Here is a 17,122-nt window from a genome sequence, read left to right on the forward strand (position 1 = left end):
CAGACGTCGCGGGGGCTCGGAGATGTGCATCAGAGCCCGGGCTATACAGCGCGGTGATCTGTGCCCAGTCCGTAGCGTCGGGGCGCGCGGCTTCGGCATGCAGGGCCGCGATGGCGGCCTGTAGCGCATAGGGGCCCGGTGGTTGGGAGGAAAATGCCTGCTCTACCAGCGTCAATCCCTCGTCAATCATGGTACGATCCCAACGCGCGCGATCCTGGTCTTCTAAAAGAATCAGGTCGCCTGTGGGGGATGTGCGGGCCGGTCGCCGGGATTCGTGCAGGAGCATGAGGCCAAGCAGTGCGGTGACCTCCGGGGCCGGCAGCAAGACGTGCAGCAGGCGTCCCAGCCGGATCGCCTCGTTTGAAAGGTCGACGCGGGTCACCGACTCGCCGGAGGAAGCGTAATAGCCCTCGTTGAATACCAGGTAGATCACCTGGAGTACAGCCCCGAGCCGGTCCGGCAGATCTGGTCCCGATGGCACTTCAAACGGTATTTTTGTCTCCCGGATCTGGGCCTTGGCACGGACGATCCGTTGGGCCATAGTAGAAGGCGTAACCAGAAATGCGCGGGCGATCGCTTCGGTGGTCAGCTCACAGACCTCCCGCAGGGTCATGGCGGTGCGTGCATCGAGTGACAGCGCGGGATGACAGCAGGTGAAGATGAGCCGGAGCACATCATCTTCGATCGCTTTGTCGACCAGCCCCGAAGGATCGATAGCCTCAGCCTCGATTTGCCAGGCCTGCTGCTCGTGCAACGGGTCGAATTTTGATTCGCGCCGGATGCGATCAATTGCTTTGAACCGGCCTGTGGAAACGAGCCACGCCAGCGGATTTGAAGGAATGCCTTTTTCTTTCCATTGCTCAAGCGCGGCCTTAAAAGCATCGTGCATGGCGTCTTCGGCAAGGTCAAAGTCGTTCAGCAAGCGGACCAGTGTGGCAAATACGGCGCGCGACTTGTTGTGATAAAGCTCGCCTACAAGCTGAGAGATATGTTCCTGAACGTTTGGCATGTGCTGGTTGGCGGCTTCACGGCGTGATAAGAAACGTGGCTACCTCGAAATATACAAATTTGACTAAGGATTATTGGGAACGTTGGTAAATGCCTGCGGTTGCCTAGCCGGCGGAATAAAAATAAGTATTTTCTTTGCCTGAGCATTTTGCGCTGCATGAAAACCATAGTAAGGCTTTGAAACTTCAACAAAAGAAAGAGCATCCCGACGAAAAGCCTGGTCTACACCCGCGGAACAGGCATCGCAAGCGTTATAATTTCCACGAGCTCGTGGATACGTTTGCTGAACTGGCGCCATTCGTGCGGTTGAATGAGTACGAGGATGAATCGATCGACTTTTCAAATCCAGCGGCAGTAGTGATGCTGAACCGGGCGCTGTTGAAGCATTATTATGATATCGATCACTGGAATCTTCCTTCGGGTTATTTGTGTCCGCCGGTGCCGGGAAGAGCTGATTACATACATCATATAGCCGATTTGCTGGGGAGCTGTAATGGTCAAATAATTCCGGTCGGGAGCAAGATAAAGTGCCTCGATATTGGTGTCGGAGCAAATTGTATCTACCCGATCATTGGAAATAAAGAATATGGATGGTTCTTTATCGGGTCCGATATTGAACCAGCGGCTATTAAATCCGCCGATAAAATAGTGCACGACAACCTTACCTTGCGCGGAAAGGTAGAGCTTCGGTTACAGCGCAATACCAGGGATATTTTTCGCGACATTATCCAGAAGGATGAGCGCTTTGATCTAACAATTTGTAATCCGCCGTTCCATGCTTCCTTACAGGAGGCGCGATCGGGATCGCTTCGTAAAGTAAGCAACCTGAATAACAAGCGAATTACTACACCAACCCTTAACTTCGGAGGCACGAACAGTGAGCTGTGGTGCGAAGGGGGCGAGGAGAAATTCGTTCGGAAGATGATCAACGAGAGTAAGCGATTTTCATTGTCCTGCTTTTGGTTTTCTACCTTGATCTCGAAGTCGTCCAACCTGAAAGACGTTTACACCGCGCTTAAACAGGCAAAGGCCAGTGAGGTGAGAACGATCCCCATGTCTCACGGAAATAAGATAAGTCGTATCGTCGCCTGGACGTTCCTAACGCCGGAACAGCAGCGCAGTTGGGTGCAAACAAGATGGGACGGCTTCACCGAACCACCTCACTGACCAGGATGACCGGTGCTATACTTGTGTAATTCGCAAAGTCGGCTCGTATGGCATCCCTGTTCGGGGCTATGGCCGCCTGATACTCAGTCAGGCTCTTTACATAGAATGTTCCGATTGCCATGTACGGCAGCGGTTGGTTGGGAATGCCGCTGCCAAGGCCTTTCTCAATAGTATACTTAACCAGATTCGAGCCTAGAAATCCTGCAACCATCGGCATATGTTTTGTTTCATAGTACTCCATATTGAATGTTTTACCTTCAGCAAAGGGGTACATGACGGATACTTTGATCAGTCCTTTCTCAGTGATCGCAGCATCGTGTTTTTTTGATTTACGAGGAGATTTTTCCTGACTAAAGGAAACGACGCTCGCCGTCAGAAGAAGAAGTGATAGTATGAGTCTACCGTTCATTGTTTCTTTTTTAGTTGTTTGAACATAGGTCGGTGAATCCTCAGCGGAAATCCTTATACTCAAATGTCTGAAGAAGACATATATTTACAAAACGGTATTTTTCGATAACATCGATCGATGGAACCGATTTAGAGATATGGAGCTGAGACAGCTTAAATACTTTATTAAAGCAAAGGAATTGCTGAATTTTACCGATGCTGCTAAGGCTTTGAATATCAGTCAAAGTACGTTATCACAGCAGATCAAACAGCTGGAAGAAGAATTGGATATCTTGTTGTTTAATCGGATCGGCAAACGGATAATCCTTACCGAGGCGGGGGAGATGTTTAGCGAATATGCTTTGCAGAGTATAAATAAAGCGAACCAGGGATTGTTGCTTTTAAAGGATTTGAACAATCTGAACACGGGAAAAATTACGATCGGTGTAATCTACTCCATGCGCATTCCTTTTGCCAAAGCGTTGATCCAGTTTGCCAGGCGGTATCCCAACATCAAAATTCAGGTTGTTTTTGGTACTACAAAAGATCTTCTCGAAAAACTCGAGCTGCATCATTTTGACTTTGTGTTGTCTTTTTATGAAAGAACCAAGCAACCGCATTTAAAATATCAAACACTTTTAAGCTCAAATATGGTGTTGGTGACGGCCAAAAAATCATCACTTGCCGGCAAAACCAGTATTTCCCTTAAACAAGTTGCCGAACTGCCATTGGCTTTGCCGTTCAGTGGATATAGCACGATTCAATTCTTTGTCGAGTCATTCAGTCAGAAGAAATTGAATCCGAATATTTGTATGGAGATAAACGACATACCTACTTTATTTGAAATCGTAAAGACGGGGCATTGGCATACCATTTTGAGTGAAACCAGTGTAAACGACCCGCACGTGGTAGGGATACCAATCGAGGGAAAGAACATGCGGCGAACGATCATGATCATATCACTCAGGGAAGCCTATGAAAAGAAAGCCGTAAAGAAGTTTTACGAGCTAATGACCGGGATTCAAATCTGACAGCGTGTTCGCGTTACCGTGTTCCGCCATCATTCGGATCAATCTGAAAAAATGGCGCGAGCGCTATTTGCCGACGCATCCTCCTTTCATCGTTGATGGCCAGTGCGTTGCGTGAGTTGGAGTAACAACGTAGCGCAGCGTAAGCTCAAATAAGATTTCGACCGGTTGCGGAGTTAATGTATTAGCATTCCTTTTCTGTCGTTCATATTTGCCGTTATGCGCCCTTGGTAAAATGGTTAAATGTTCCTCCATACGAGCGCCCAAGCTAAACAAATTGGAGTTTCTGAGAGATATGAATAACAACGCCCTTCCCACAAAGCCGCATTATCTGATACTCGATGGCCTGCGCGGTGTGGCGGCCATGATTGTTGTTGCTTTCCATCTTTGCGAGCCGCATGCCACGAGCCATGTCACACAACTGGTCAATCACGGTTATCTGGCGGTAGACTTCTTTTTTCTTTTGTCCGGCTTTGTGGTAGGCTATGCATACGATGACCGGTGGACCAAGCTGACTGTGGGCGGATTCTTCCGGCGCCGGTTAGAGCGGCTTCAACCGCTTGTGGTGTTGGGTATGGCGATGGGAGCGATAGGTTTTTATTTTACGGATTCGACCATTTGGCCATTGATCCACACTGTGCCGGTGTGGAAGCTGGTGGTGGTGATGCTGATAGGATTCACACTGATACCCGTACCTTTGTCGATGGATATCCGAGGTTGGCAGGAAATGCACCCCCTGAACAGCGTAGGCTGGTCTTTATTCTTCGAGTACGTTGCCAATTTTCTCTATGCGATCGGTATCCGGAAATTATCGAAGAAAGCATTATCGGTTCTGGTCGTACTGGCGGCAGCGGCGCTTGTCCACTTTGCCGTAACAAATCCCAACGGCGATGTCACCGGCGGATGGACGCTCACCCCCGAACAGGTGCGTGTCGGCTTGACGCGTACCATCTTTCCATTCTTCGCTGGACTGTTGCTCTCGCGCATAGCAAAACCAACCTATATCAAGAATGCTTTTCTATGGTGCAGCCTGTTACTGGCGGCTGTGCTGTTCATGCCCAGGATAGGAGGGACAGAGCATTTATGGATGAATGGGCTTTATGAGTCGGTTTGCATAATTTTTATCTTTCCCGTCATCGTGTACCTCGGAGCGAGCGGGAGGGTTCAGAACCCTTCGGAAGAAAGGATCTGTAGATTTTTGGGCGATATATCGTATCCTTTATACATGACGCACTATACGCTTGTATACTTTTATGTGGCATGGGTCAGTGATCACAAGGGCATTTCCCTTACAGAATCCTGGCCGTACGCGCTGCTTACCTTTGTCGGAGCGCTTATCGTAGCGTATGCGAGCTTGAAGTTATACGACGAACCGGTAAGGGCCTGGCTTCGGAAGAAGTTCAAATAGTACCCCGCCACGGCGTGCGACAGGTATCCGGCTATGCCGCTGTATGCCTCTGGCGGTAGAAGCGTCGGGCGATAACGGCCACGGGGATTCCTAGCGCAACGCCCAGGATACACCAACCTACCGCGGCCCGGGGCAGGTCGAACGGGAATTTGGGCAAAGGCGTGAGCGGTAGCACCACAAACCCCATCACCATTCCGACGAAGACGCCATAGAGGAAACCGACGAGGAAAACATTGTAGGCCTGCAGTCGGAATTTTGGATAGAGCAGAAAGAACAGCAAGGTGAACGCCGTGGCAATAAAGTAATGAAAGAACAGCCCGAGTACGGACGTCCATAAACCGCCCTGCAACGATGTTTCCAGACCGAGCGCTCCGCCCGCTATATACTGAAGTAGTTTGTCGGCAAATTTCCCGGTTAGCATGAACTGATTGATGTACGCGGCGATGAGGTCCGTTGTACCCACGAGAAGTCCGGCGTACATAACTGTTCTAAAAAAGGGTTTCATGGTCACTGATGTTTAGGTGATATAGCAGAGTTCATAATCAATGTCTACTTGTGTCGGGAGTGCCAGCCCGTGCCCGGGGGCATCGTTTTTCTGAGTGTACCTGTCTCGAACTGTTGTCAAAAAGACGGGAAATGATCGTATAAATGATAAACCAAACAACCTGACGTATATCTAAAGTACGGAAAAATAATATTGATTTTGAGAAAGGTAACGGGATCAATTTTTATTCTTGCCTGGTGGATAACACCTTCTACAGAGACAATCGGCGTAATTTTATACGAGCGATACTGAAAAGCTCGTACTTTTTAAGTAAAATAGCTGACATCTCTTCGAAGTGACGGGTGCGGTGCCCGATGTATACCCTATCAGTGGTTGTTTGAGAAACAGAGAATGACAAGAGTGAACACATGAAATATACTGAGAATGCCTTTCAGCTGGTTGCTACGGACCTCTACGGACATCTCGCTTGTCCTCACCTGACGCAGTTGAACCGCCGGGTGACTTTGGGGGAATTCAGGAGTCCCTATAGGAATGACCCCTCTTTGGAGATACTCATCAAGCGGGGCCGTGAGCATGAGCAGGCGTTTGTCGAGTACCTGGAGCACAAAGGCCTATCGGTTATCAATCTTCAAAACCAGCCGACAGCCTCGACAGTGGCGGCGATGGCGAAAGGTATCGATGTGATCGTACAGGCCCCGCTTGAAGACGGGCGATGGAGCGGAATTGCCGATGTTTTGCTTAAGCGGCCTGGAGAAAGCAGATTTGGCGCCTGGGAATATGAAGTTTATGATACAAAATTGTCGCTGAATACACGGGCGGGTACCATTCTTCAGCTGTGTCTCTATACCGACCTGCTTTCAGCGATGCAGGGGAGCATCCCGGAGAAAATGTATGTTGTCAAACCGATAGAAGGATTTTTGCCGGACGAATACCGATATGCGGAATTTCAAGCCTACTATCGGTTCGTGAAAGGTAATTTGACGAGGATCATGGACGGGCCCCTATTGGATACCTATCCAAAGCCGGTCGCTCATTGTGATATCTGCAATTGGTGGCCGGTATGCGATAAAAAGCGTCACGATGACGACTATCTCTCGTTGGTGGCAGGGATTCGAACGCTGCACATCGAGGAATTGCAACGACAGGATATTCACACGCTGGAGTCGTTTGCCCGGGCGACACTGGCGGCGCCGGAGCGGGGAGACAAAGAGATCCTTAAAAGGAAACAGCAACAGGCTAAGGTTCAGTTGAGCGGAAGGGAGCGTAGTGCATTAGAGTATAAGCTGTTGCCGCTGGAAAAAGATCGTGGATTTAATCGGCTCCCAGTGCCCAACCCGGGCGATGTATACTTCGACATCGAGGGCGACGCGTTTTATCCGGACGGCGGCTTGGAATACCTGTTCGGTTATGCCTTCCGCGAAAAAGACAATACCGCTACCTATCAGCACCATTGGGCGACCAACCGCCTGGAGGAAAAGAACGCTTTTGAGGCCTTCATGGGTTTTCTCCTGCAACGCCTAAAGGCTCATCCGAATCTTCATATCTTTCATTTTGCCCCGTACGAGGCGTCCGCGGTAAAACGGCTGGCCAGTACGCATGCCCGGTACGAACGGGAAGTAGATGAGCTGCTTCGCGCGGATCGATTTGTCGACCTGCACGCGATTTTTAAGGAGGCCCTGTTGGCCAGCGTAGAACAGTACTCGCTGAAAGCGCTGGAGCAATTTACGCGCTATACGCGAAAGCTCGATCTGCCGGATGCACGCATGGCGCGTAAGAACGTAGAGGCCGCCCTCGAGTTGCAGGAATTCAGGTCGCTCGCCGCTGAAACCGTTACACACCTGGAGGTCTACAATGAGGATGATTGCATGGCAACAGAAGCATTGCACGACTGGCTGGAGAAGCGGCGTGAAACGTTGGTGCAGGAGGGGATGGAGATTCAACGGCCTGTCCCTAAACCTCAGGAACCCAATGAAAACCTGAGAGTCCAGGAAGCCCGTTCGCGTGCGCTGTATGATGCGCTGGTCAAGAACATTCCGGCAGAAGGGCGATCGGACGTACAGCAGGCGCAGTGGCTTCTGGCGCATCAGATCGAATACTTCCGAAGGGAAGATAAAACGGTTTGGTGGGAACATTTCAGGCTGCAGAAGATGGAGCACGAAGACCTGTTGGACGAGCGAAAAGCCATTACGGGCTTGGTGTTTGTGGAGGCGATTCCACCGAAGGGAAAGGAGCGGCTGCCAACGCACAAATATACTTTTCCTTTTCAGGAGATCGGCCTTCAGCCGGGGGAGAAGCTCATGGAGGTGAATAGCATAAGCGACACGGATAAAGTCGGACGGGAGATCGGTACCATCGAATCCGTGGTGCTGGAAGAAAATGCAGTCTGCATTAAGAAGAAGGGAGCTACTGTGGATATACACCCTGTCGCCGTGCATATTTACGATCGGGTGGACCCGGATGCCCTTTGGACGTCGCTGATGGAACTGGCGAACAGCATCATAGACGATGGGCTCGATCCCCCGCGCTCGCCGTACAGGGCCGCCAAGGATCTATTGATGAGCAGGCGACCGCGGCTGCGGGGAGGGCAGGCAGGTGCCGAGCTGTTACCGGAAGAAACGGTAGACCAGGCGGCGATCCGTATCGCCCTGTCCTTGGATGGAAGTATATTGCCCATTCAAGGGCCGCCGGGAACGGGTAAAACGCATACCGGCGCAAAGATGATCCTGGAGCTGATCAAGGAGAAAAAACGGGTAGGCGTTACAGCTGTTAGCCACAGGGTGATCATCACATTGCTGGAAAAGGTTCATGAGCTTTCTGTCGCAGAAGGCGTCGAGGTTTCCCTGGCCCATAAGGGTAGCCGCAAGACGGAGTATATGCCGGATTGGATAGACGAGCTGGACAACGCGGAAAAGGTGCTCAAGTCTATTGGAGCAGGAGCGGTGGTTGGTGGGACGGCATGGCTTTGGTCTGACAATAAATGCATCGAGGCCCTGGACTACCTGTTCATCGATGAGGCCGGACAGATGTCGCTGTCGCAGGCCCTTGCCGCGTCGCGTGCCGCCAGGAACCTGATCCTGCTGGGTGATCCGCAACAATTGGAGCAGCCACAACGGGGCGCCCATCCCGAAGGAAGCGATGTGGCAGCCCTCACGCACCTGTTGGAGGGTAAACCGACGATGCCCCCCGGAAAAGGGTTGTTTCTCGGCGTTACACGCCGGATACATCCCGGCATCGCGGGCTTCACCTCTGAGCTGTTTTATGATGGTAAATTGACCGCCTTGCCGGGTTTGGAAGCACAGGTTGTTTCCGGGACTGCTGCTTTTGATGGTGCTGGCCTCTTTTACGTACCGATCGAGCACACCGGTAATCAGAACAGCTCACCAGAGGAGGTCTATGCTGTGGAAAGAATCACGAAGCGGCTTTTGAAAGGGGGGCAGTGGACAGACCGACACGGTACAGCGAAAGCGCTCACCAAAGACGATATCTTGATTGTGGCGCCGTACAACGCCCAGGTCGCCACGCTCACGGAACGGCTGCCGGGATTTCAGGTGGGGACGGTGGACAAGTTCCAGGGGAAGGAAGCGCCGGTGGTGATCTATTCGATGGCGAGCTCGTCGGTACAGGACGCTCCCCGGGGCATGGGGTTCCTGTTTAGCCCCAACAGGCTTAACGTAGCGACCAGTAGAGCGAAGAGCGTTTGCATATTGGTGTCTTCTCCGCGGCTTCTCGAACCGGAGTGTAACACGATACAACAGATGAGCTGGGCGAATAACTTTTGCCGGTTCAAAGAACTGGCAACAACCATTGCAGACATTTAAAAGGCTTTACATACACAATGTCATGCCCTTTGTTTCTGTGGGCATTACGTATGGGATGTGAACAATTCCGAGTCTAAACGGTCGAACGCACCTTTTCACCTGCCAAAAAGCTCAAACCATTCCTGTGACGAGCCGTTTTTCTATTATGATGCTTCAGTTGTAAAGCCGGAAGTGCTAATGTAGAACCTTATGAAGATGCCGTTCGAAATGATTTTGGTCACCAGCTGTATCGGCGCTTTTCAAAGTGTTTTTTTTGGGGTTTACCTTTTCACTATCCGCAAAGGGCGCGCGATCGCCAATGTATTACTGGCGCTGTTGTTGATCGCTTTCGCGATTAGGATATTTAAATCAGTCGGATACTATTTTTCGGATGGCCATGTAATTCCTAACCTACTGATGAACTTTGGGTTTGGCACTAACCTGGCCATCATGCCCCTGCTATGGCTCTATCTCAATGCATTTGCAAACAGAGAGTATCGGTTTTCCTGGCGCCGTGATTTTATCCAGCTGGTACCTTGTATTATTGCGCTGCTGCTTAGCCCGGTTCTCACCGATTATTTCTGGATGAACCAGAATGGTTATGCAATTTCCCTTTTGTCGATGCTGGTGTATTTGCCTTTCTGCGTGCACCTGATAATAAAACATCAAAGCTCTCTTTCCCAGATTCAGCGTCTTTGGCTCATCAGCCTGATATCAGGCGTGACAGTTGTTTGGTTCGGTTATCTTGGCAATTTCGTATTCGGGATTGTTCCCTATATCGCTTCTCCCGTACTGTTTTCCGTGGTGATTTGTTTTCTGAGTTTCCTCGCTTTAAAGGAGAGTTCTATTTTTATACGCGAAACGAAATACCAAAGCTCTTCCTTTACCCAAGCGCAGATTGATGTTTGTTATTCGCGGGTGCAACAATTGTTATCCCAGGGCCAAGCCACCCGTGACCCCGGCTTGACCCTACCCAAACTTGCCGGCAAGCTGATGGTCACGTCGAATCTGCTTTCCGAAACGATCAACAAAAAAGCGGGCCTTAATTTCCCGGATTTTATCAACAGCTACCGGATCAGTGATGCTAAAGCACTGTTTGAAAATCCCGCGTATGATAATCAGAAGATTGCAACCATAGCTTTTGAGACCGGGTTCAACAGCCTTTCGGTTTTTAACGGCGCGTTCAAAAAAGTCACATCCACCACACCTTCAGCTTTCCGCAAGTCTCTTAGGAAGGCGTAAAATGCCCATTTTTACTACCGGATTTACACTTCCGTCAGAGGTTACAACGTTACTGGCAGATCCGGCCCCAGACTTATGCTAGTTTTGAGCGTATTTATTCGCTTAAAACAAATTATCGCTATGCCCAAATACATCCTGACGATAAACAAAAAGCAACACAGCGTTGAGGCGGATTCCGATGTCCCCCTGGTATGGGTGTTGAGAGACTATGTGGGACTGAAGGGTACCAAGTTTGGTTGCGGGATCGCCTCATGCGGTGCCTGCACGATTCACTTGAACGGAAGCCCGGTGCGTTCCTGCCAGTTGAAAATTTCCACGGTCCCGGCAACAGCACAGATCACGACAATAGAAGGGATAGGAGAACAAGTTCTCCACAACGTGCAGCAGGCCTGGCTGGAATTGCAAGTCCCTCAATGTGGTTATTGTCAATCCGGACAGATCATGTCCGCCGTGGCGCTGCTGAGAAAAACCCCGGATCCAACAGACAAGGACATCGATACTGCCATGGCGGGTAATCTGTGCAGGTGCGGAACCTATGAACGCATCAGGCAGGCCATTTATCGGGCTGCAAAAATGGAGGCTGAAGTTGTGACAAGAGATAAATAATCAGGTATGCTGGCAGAATCACCCAAAACAAATCGTCGAGATTTCATTAAGACTTCAGGTCTTGCAACACTCGGTCTATTGATCGGACTCGACGCGAAGGCAAATCTTCTTAACCTTTCGGCCAACAACGCTGCGGCGCTTCCGGTAGAAATAAATCCTTTTATCGTGATTGGCGCGGACAACACGATTACTATTATAAACCCGCGCCCGTGCATGGGGCAAGGAACCATTCAGTCAGTGCCGGCGATGATTGCCGAAGAACTTGAAGTGGATCTGGAGAACGTCACGATCATCCAGAGTGATGGCAAAAGTAAGTACGGCGCCCAGACTTCTGGAAACAGCAGCTCAATCCGAAGACTATGGCTTCCGCTTCGTAAAGCGGGCGCAGCAACAAAGGAAATGCTGATCGAAGCAGCCTCCGGGAAGTGGAGCATATCGCCAACGCAATGCTATGCCGAAAACGCTAAAGTATTTCGGAAAGACAACGGTCGGAGTTTTACCTACGGTGAGCTGGTCGAGGCGGCATCTAAACTCAATGTTCCGCAAGAGCCCGTGCTCAAGCAAAAACACGAATTCAAAATTTTAGGCAAACCAGCCAGGCGTTTCGATTTGCATGACCGCGTGACAGGTAAAGCCGTGTATGGACTCGACATCGATGTTCCCGGAATGGTCTACGCCGCCATCTTACATAGCCCCATGATATTCGGTAAACTTGTATCCATTGATGATTCCGAAGCGATGAAAATTCCTGGCGTAATCAAGACGCTGCCATGCGAGCGCACCATGATCTATACCACCGCGGATTCGGTGGCGGTGATTGCCTCCAACTGGTGGGCGGCAAGCAAAGGAAGGTCTGCGTTGAACGTTACCTGGGATGAAAATGGACTGGATACAACACTCGATAATAAAGAATACATGGGCCGGTGTTACACGGCTGCGAAGAAAGAGGGTATTCGTTTCGAAGAGTTCAACGATTTTCAAAGTAAGTTCGAAACATCACAATCGAAGCTGGATCTGACGTATGAAACGCCGTTCTTGTCGCACGTCCCTATCGAGCCGGAAACAGCAACAGCCCATGTGAAAGAAGATGGCTCGGTAGAGATCTGGGCACCGCTTCAGGGGCCGGGTGAAACACTGGAAGAGGTCGCCCGCTATCTGAACATCTCAACGGACAAGGTGAAAATTCATGTAGCATTGATGGGCGGATCATTCGGAAGGAAAGCTTATATGGATTTTATAAAGGAAGCGTGTTTTCTTTCAAACAAGCTTAAGGTCCCCGTAAAAGTGATCTGGACACGCGACGATGATATTCGTCAAGGTCCCTACCGCCCGGCATTGCTCAGTCACATGCAAGGTTTTGTGAAAGATGGAAAGATCAAGGGTTACCATCATCATATGATCGGAGAGTCGATCCTGGGACAGGTATTCAAAGGACTTGCCGACGATAAAGCCGATCCATGGATAGGAGAGGAGTCGAGCCCGAGCAATAACAAATACATGTTCATCGAAGCGCATAAGGTCAGTTGGACGAATGTCAAAACGATCATTCCTGTTATGTGGTGGAGATCGGTCAATGCATCGAACATTGGGTGGGGGCAGGAATGTTTCATCGATGAGCTCGCGCACCTTGCAGGAAAGGATCCACTGGAGGCACGCCTTGACATTCTTGAAGACGAACGGTTCAGAAAAGTACTTACCACGCTTGCCGAAAAAACAAACTACCATCAGAAACTTCCACAAGGATCAGGTCGGGGTATTGCCATCACCCGTGCTTTCGGAACGATCGTAGCATGCTGCATCACGGCCACAAAATCCGGTCATGGTGTAAAGCTCGACAGTATAGTTTCTGTCATCGACTGTGGGATGTATGTAAATGCCGACACCGTAAAAGCACAGACGGAAGGCAACATCATTATGGGCATCACAGCTGCGATTAAGCCGGGAATTGTTTTCAATAAGGGAGTTTGCGCGCAAAACAACTTCAACAACTATCCCATTCTCAGAATAAATGAAACGCCAAAGATTCAGGTGTACATCATGGAAAATGCGGAAGCCCCGGGCGGTGTGGGAGAGGCCGGGCTTCCACCGGTTGCGCCGGCGTTGGGCAACGCTATTTTTGCCGCTACGGGTATCCGTAAGCGCAATTTACCGATCGACATCACCAACCTCATCACATGACGGAAATCAAAATCATCGGCAAATTTGCTGGCTTCCTCGACTTTGAAGCGGCATCTTATGCGGCGTCAGGGGCAAAGCCATTTTTGGCGGTACCCAGTCTTCAGCTTCTTCAATTTCACCCGGCATGCTGTAGGCTATTTGAAAAGGTAGGAACGGAGCTGCAAGACGTCTGCGGCTATCTCCATATCGTTGGCGCCGGGGTACCCCTTTTATAAGATGCAATCAACTGAGCAATTTTATGTATTTTTATGCCATGCGTCAATTGGCAGCCATTCTATTTGCAGACATTACCGGGTACACCGCCATCATGCAGGAAAACGAACAGCTTGCCCGGCTGAAGCGGAAGCGATTTAAAGACATATTGACCGGCACCGTTCAAACCTTCGAAGGAAAAATACTCCAGAATTATGGCGACGGCTCACTGGTTATTTTCAGCAGCGCCCGTCAGGCTGTATCCTGTGGCATAAAAATACAAACACAATTACAGGAAGAACCTCGTGTTGATGTCCGCATCGGCATACACATCGGCGATGTGAGCGTGGAAGACGAATCCATCTATGGCGACGGCGTGAATATAGCGTCACGCATCGAATCGGCCGCTATACCGGGCAGCATTCTTATTTCCGGCAAGGTGTATGAAGAAATTAAAAACCAGGACGATATCACTACGTTGGAATTGGGGTTCTTCGAATTCAAAAACGTAAAAGAAGCGATTTGCGTTTTTGCCATTACGAATGACGGGATTATCGTTCCGTCGCGGGCTGCATTAAAAGGAAAGACCCGGACACCCGTAAACCGAGTTGCCGTTCTTCCTTTTGTCAATATGAGCGCGGACCCCGACAATGAGTACTTCAGCGATGGAATTACAGAAGAGATCCTGAACACGCTTACCAAAATAGACAATATCCAGGTGACGTCGCGAACTTCTGTTTTCGCTTTCAAAGGAAAGAACATCGACGTGCGGGATATTGGCGTTCAATTGAATGTTGACAAAATACTGGAAGGAAGTGTTCGGAAATCGGGAAATCGCCTGCGTATAACGGCGCAGTTAATTAATGCTGCCGATGGCTATCATATTTGGAGTGAGAACTATGATCGCAATCTCACCGATATTTTTGAAATACAGGATGAGATCAGCGGCATCATTGCCAATAGGCTCAGGGAGAATTTATCACCGGATCACGCTGAAAGCCCGTCCCGGACAGGCACTAAAAATATTGAAGCGTATACCCTCTATCTTAAAGGCCTTCATGCTTTCAATAAACTAACGCCAGCGGATACCCGTCAGGCCATTGTATATCTTGAAAACGCCATAACGCTTGAACCTTCCTATGCGCAAGCACACGCGATGATTGCCCGTGCCTATACCCACCTGGGATCTACGGGACAAATGGTGCCCCAAAAGGCGTTTGAGCTTGTGCATAAACATGCAGATATGGCCTTGCACCTGGATGCTACTATTGCCGAGGGGTACATGGCGAAGGCCGCGGCGTATTTGTATTATGAATGGAGATGGGAAAAAGCACACGATGCTTTACAAAAAGCCATACACCTTAATCCTACCGCCACAAACGCCTATCAATTGCTGGCCTACTACTATGTCATTGTAGGCAAGAAAGAAAAAGCCATCGTAGTGATGGAAGAAGCCACCAAGCTTGATCCGCTCTCTCCGTTTGTTACACACCACCTGGGAAATATCTACGTTATCAATGAACGATATGATGATGCGATTCATCAGGCGGATAAACTCCTGACCATGGATCCTGCCATGCGCATCAGTATCGAATTGAAAGCATGGAGCACCGGCATGAAAGGCGAATGGGCGAAAGCGCTACCGCTGTTTTTAGAAACACATCGCCTCACAAACCATCCATTAAAAGGATTGATGGGTGTAGGTTACGCATACGGAAAGTTGGGGGAACGTGAAAAGGCATTGGAATGCATTCGCAAGATAGAACAACGTCAACGGGAAGAACCCGGCGTAGTGTTAGATAACGATCTTGCGGGAATTTGGTACGGCCTGGGTGACTTTGATAGGACTTTTTACTATATCGAAGAAAGTTTAAAGAAAAGAGCCTCGACACCGGCGTTATACCTGGAGTACCCCGCTTTCAAAGAATTGAAAGTCGATCCACGATATGAAGCGTTGATGAAGCGGGTACGTGGATGAAGCCTGATCGCCGTCCCGGATCAGCGGTTTTATACAATCAGGTATAGATTTTATGCTACTTTCCTTGTATATTGTTAACTGTAAACTGCTTGCAGGCAGTACTAAGCGGATGCTCACATGGAACGTTGGCGGTAATGTGATAAGAAATGAACATGGAAAAGAAGCACACTCAAGCCCACCGGGAAAACAAACAACAGCCTGTTGCATCTGCCGTTGCTCAACCACGGGGCAGTAGTCATTCATCTGTTCAGTCGATGGACAACCGGCCCGAAGCTGTGAAACTGAGAAAGCTGCAGGCGATGGCGGACAATAGCCTGCAGGCGAAACAGCGGGCTCCATGGCAAGCTATGGCAGCCAACTACCCCGTGCAGCAGCAAGCGATTCAGCGGAAGGAAAATAATACCGGGTTGCCCGATACCCTTAAATCAGGCATCGAAAACCTCTCGGGCTATGCCATGGATGATGTGAAAGTACATTACAACTCTGCCGAGCCGGCCCGGCTTAATGCACATGCCTATGCGCGGGGAACGGATATACATGTCGCTTCCGGCCAGGAAAAACATTTGCCACACGAAGCCTGGCACGTGGTGCAACAGAAACAGGGGCGAGTAAAGGCGACAACGCAAATGAAGGGTATGAACGTCAATATCGATACAACGTTGGAACATGAAGCGGATAGGATGGGCCTGCAGGCTGCGCAAACAGGATCAGATCCGGTGGTGCAAGGGAAGGTTGAGCTAAAAAAGCAAAATATTGATTTTGACGCCCGGGGAGAACACGTGATCAGTTGTAAGCTACAGAATGATAAACTGAATGTTGTTGGAGAAGATCACGGAATTTCAGGTTCTATTCGCGAACGTGAAAAAGATTATAATGAATCCATAGGGCTACCCAGGGAAGCTTATTACGAGGAATACCAGTTTTCATATACGGACCCGGAGACCCGGGAGAGAAAGCCTGCGGATAACCCCATCAAGAGAGTCGTATTTGCAGCCGCCAAGATTTATGACGATGTGAATTTCCTTGTCGGAAATATCCGTAAGATGTACAATCCTGACAATGAGGCGGGCGATGGGGACGTGCTGAAAGAGATATCAAATACCTTGAACAATGTAGAAGACGTGATATATATATTAGTTAATGAAGATATTGGAGTAAAAGATAAAACTTTTCAGGACATCCGTCATGCATTGAATGAAAAGACTGTTCTGGTGACCAGTGCCATCGACACGCTGCAAAAGAAACTGGAAGTCAAAAGTCGCCCCGACAAAAAGAATTTTGAAGAGCTAATCACCCTGCTGCTGTCATGTGAAAATGACATGCATGACAATGTGAGTAAGCTGAACGCCCGTGCAAATTTTTTATTAACCGGCGAAGCGCCCACCAAAGAACAGGACGAATGGTTCCGCGAACTATCTCCGGAACACATGGCATCGGCAGCATCCATGAGCCGGTCGGTAGAATTCCATAAAGCAGCCCAGGCGGAATTCCAACAGGTAGCCGTGTGGAAGGTGGGATTTGTACATTTTGACGAAATGAAAATGGCGGCAGAAGGTGATCAGGCAAAGTATCATGCCGAGCCGATGGATTCGTATAATGAAGCAGTGGCTACCTTTATGCAGTAGC

At 49.6% G+C, this 17,122-nt stretch carries 13 protein-coding genes; 10 read left to right on the forward strand and 3 right to left on the reverse strand.

What is annotated here, in order from left to right; all coding sequences use genetic code 11:
• The coding region (locus tag KK078_RS18085; RefSeq protein ID WP_254091711.1) for an RNA polymerase sigma factor at positions 1 to 1,009 on the reverse strand (1,009 nt) is incomplete at its 3' end.
• 134 nt (positions 1,010 to 1,143) lie between these two features.
• On the opposite strand from KK078_RS18085, the gene rlmF reads away from it, so the two are divergent.
• A complete protein-coding gene (gene rlmF, locus KK078_RS18090; RefSeq protein ID WP_254091712.1) occupies positions 1,144 to 2,175 on the forward strand; it encodes a 23S rRNA (adenine(1618)-N(6))-methyltransferase RlmF in 1,032 nt (343 codons plus the stop codon).
• Here rlmF and KK078_RS18095 read toward each other — a convergent pair.
• Positions 2,156 to 2,584: an EthD family reductase gene (locus KK078_RS18095; protein ID WP_254091713.1), complete on the reverse strand. Its 429-nt coding sequence runs from the start codon at positions 2,582 to 2,584 to the stop codon at positions 2,156 to 2,158. The two genes, rlmF and KK078_RS18095, sit on opposite strands and share 20 nt — an antisense overlap.
• A gap of 136 nt (positions 2,585 to 2,720) precedes the next feature.
• Here KK078_RS18095 and KK078_RS18100 point away from each other — a divergent pair, with 136 nt between their 5' ends.
• Together KK078_RS18100 and KK078_RS18105 are read left to right on the forward strand one after the other, a co-directional pair.
• A complete protein-coding gene (locus KK078_RS18100; protein WP_254091714.1) occupies positions 2,721 to 3,593 on the forward strand; it encodes a LysR family transcriptional regulator in 873 nt (290 codons plus the stop codon).
• 274 nt (positions 3,594 to 3,867) lie between these two features.
• The gene (locus tag KK078_RS18105) at positions 3,868 to 4,998 is read left to right on the forward strand and encodes an acyltransferase family protein (protein WP_254091715.1); all 1,131 of its coding nucleotides are present in this window, start codon (positions 3,868 to 3,870) and stop codon (positions 4,996 to 4,998) included.
• 31 nt (positions 4,999 to 5,029) lie between these two features.
• Here KK078_RS18105 and KK078_RS18110 read toward each other — a convergent pair whose 3' ends face one another.
• On the reverse strand, positions 5,030 to 5,503 hold the full coding sequence (locus KK078_RS18110; protein ID WP_254091716.1) for a hypothetical protein: 474 nt from the start codon (positions 5,501 to 5,503) through the stop codon (positions 5,030 to 5,032).
• A gap of 407 nt (positions 5,504 to 5,910) precedes the next feature.
• Between KK078_RS18110 and KK078_RS18115 the strand changes: the two genes are divergently transcribed.
• From KK078_RS18115 to KK078_RS18145, 7 genes are all read left to right on the forward strand, one after another.
• Positions 5,911 to 9,321 carry a TM0106 family RecB-like putative nuclease gene (locus KK078_RS18115; RefSeq protein WP_254091717.1) on the forward strand — a complete coding sequence of 1,137 codons (3,411 nt, stop codon included), beginning with the start codon at positions 5,911 to 5,913 and terminating at the stop codon, positions 9,319 to 9,321.
• 189 nt (positions 9,322 to 9,510) lie between these two features.
• Positions 9,511 to 10,542 carry a helix-turn-helix domain-containing protein gene (locus KK078_RS18120; RefSeq protein WP_254091718.1) on the forward strand — a complete coding sequence of 344 codons (1,032 nt, stop codon included), beginning with the start codon at positions 9,511 to 9,513 and terminating at the stop codon, positions 10,540 to 10,542.
• A 120-nt stretch (positions 10,543 to 10,662) separates the two neighbouring features.
• A complete protein-coding gene (locus KK078_RS18125; protein WP_254091719.1) occupies positions 10,663 to 11,148 on the forward strand; it encodes a (2Fe-2S)-binding protein in 486 nt (161 codons plus the stop codon).
• Between the two features lie 6 nt (positions 11,149 to 11,154).
• Positions 11,155 to 13,326 (forward strand): xanthine dehydrogenase family protein molybdopterin-binding subunit, encoded by a 2,172-nt coding sequence (locus KK078_RS18130; RefSeq protein ID WP_254091720.1) that lies wholly within the window; start codon positions 11,155 to 11,157, stop codon positions 13,324 to 13,326.
• Positions 13,323 to 13,541, forward strand: a complete 219-nt coding sequence (locus KK078_RS18135; RefSeq protein ID WP_254091721.1) for a hypothetical protein — start codon at positions 13,323 to 13,325, stop codon at positions 13,539 to 13,541. The genes KK078_RS18130 and KK078_RS18135 overlap by 4 nt, the downstream gene beginning before the upstream one ends.
• A 23-nt stretch (positions 13,542 to 13,564) precedes the next feature.
• Positions 13,565 to 15,496, forward strand: coding sequence for an adenylate/guanylate cyclase domain-containing protein (locus KK078_RS18140; RefSeq protein ID WP_254091722.1), 1,932 nt, complete (start codon positions 13,565 to 13,567; stop codon positions 15,494 to 15,496).
• 152 nt (positions 15,497 to 15,648) lie between these two features.
• Positions 15,649 to 17,121 (forward strand): eCIS core domain-containing protein, encoded by a 1,473-nt coding sequence (locus KK078_RS18145; protein ID WP_254091723.1) that lies wholly within the window; start codon positions 15,649 to 15,651, stop codon positions 17,119 to 17,121.
• Position 17,122: the final 1 nt, after the last annotated feature.

It is taken from the genome of Dawidia soli (genome assembly GCF_018598185.1).
GTDB classification, from domain to species: Bacteria; Bacteroidota; Bacteroidia; order Cytophagales; family Cyclobacteriaceae; genus Ohtaekwangia; species Ohtaekwangia soli.

Coding starts and splice junctions, on each gene's coding strand:
- KK078_RS18095 (WP_254091713.1), bottom strand. CDS start 2,584: ATGAACGGTAGACTCATACTATCACTTCTTCTTCTGACGGCGAGCGTC.
- KK078_RS18100 (WP_254091714.1), top strand. CDS start 2,721: ATGGAGCTGAGACAGCTTAAATACTTTATTAAAGCAAAGGAATTGCTG.
- KK078_RS18110 (WP_254091716.1), bottom strand. CDS start 5,503: ATGAAACCCTTTTTTAGAACAGTTATGTACGCCGGACTTCTCGTGGGT.
- KK078_RS18115 (WP_254091717.1), top strand. CDS start 5,911: ATGAAATATACTGAGAATGCCTTTCAGCTGGTTGCTACGGACCTCTAC.
- KK078_RS18120 (WP_254091718.1), top strand. CDS start 9,511: ATGAAGATGCCGTTCGAAATGATTTTGGTCACCAGCTGTATCGGCGCT.
- KK078_RS18125 (WP_254091719.1), top strand. CDS start 10,663: ATGCCCAAATACATCCTGACGATAAACAAAAAGCAACACAGCGTTGAG.
- KK078_RS18130 (WP_254091720.1), top strand. CDS start 11,155: ATGCTGGCAGAATCACCCAAAACAAATCGTCGAGATTTCATTAAGACT.
- KK078_RS18135 (WP_254091721.1), top strand. CDS start 13,323: ATGACGGAAATCAAAATCATCGGCAAATTTGCTGGCTTCCTCGACTTT.
- KK078_RS18140 (WP_254091722.1), top strand. CDS start 13,565: ATGTATTTTTATGCCATGCGTCAATTGGCAGCCATTCTATTTGCAGAC.
- KK078_RS18145 (WP_254091723.1), top strand. CDS start 15,649: ATGGAAAAGAAGCACACTCAAGCCCACCGGGAAAACAAACAACAGCCT.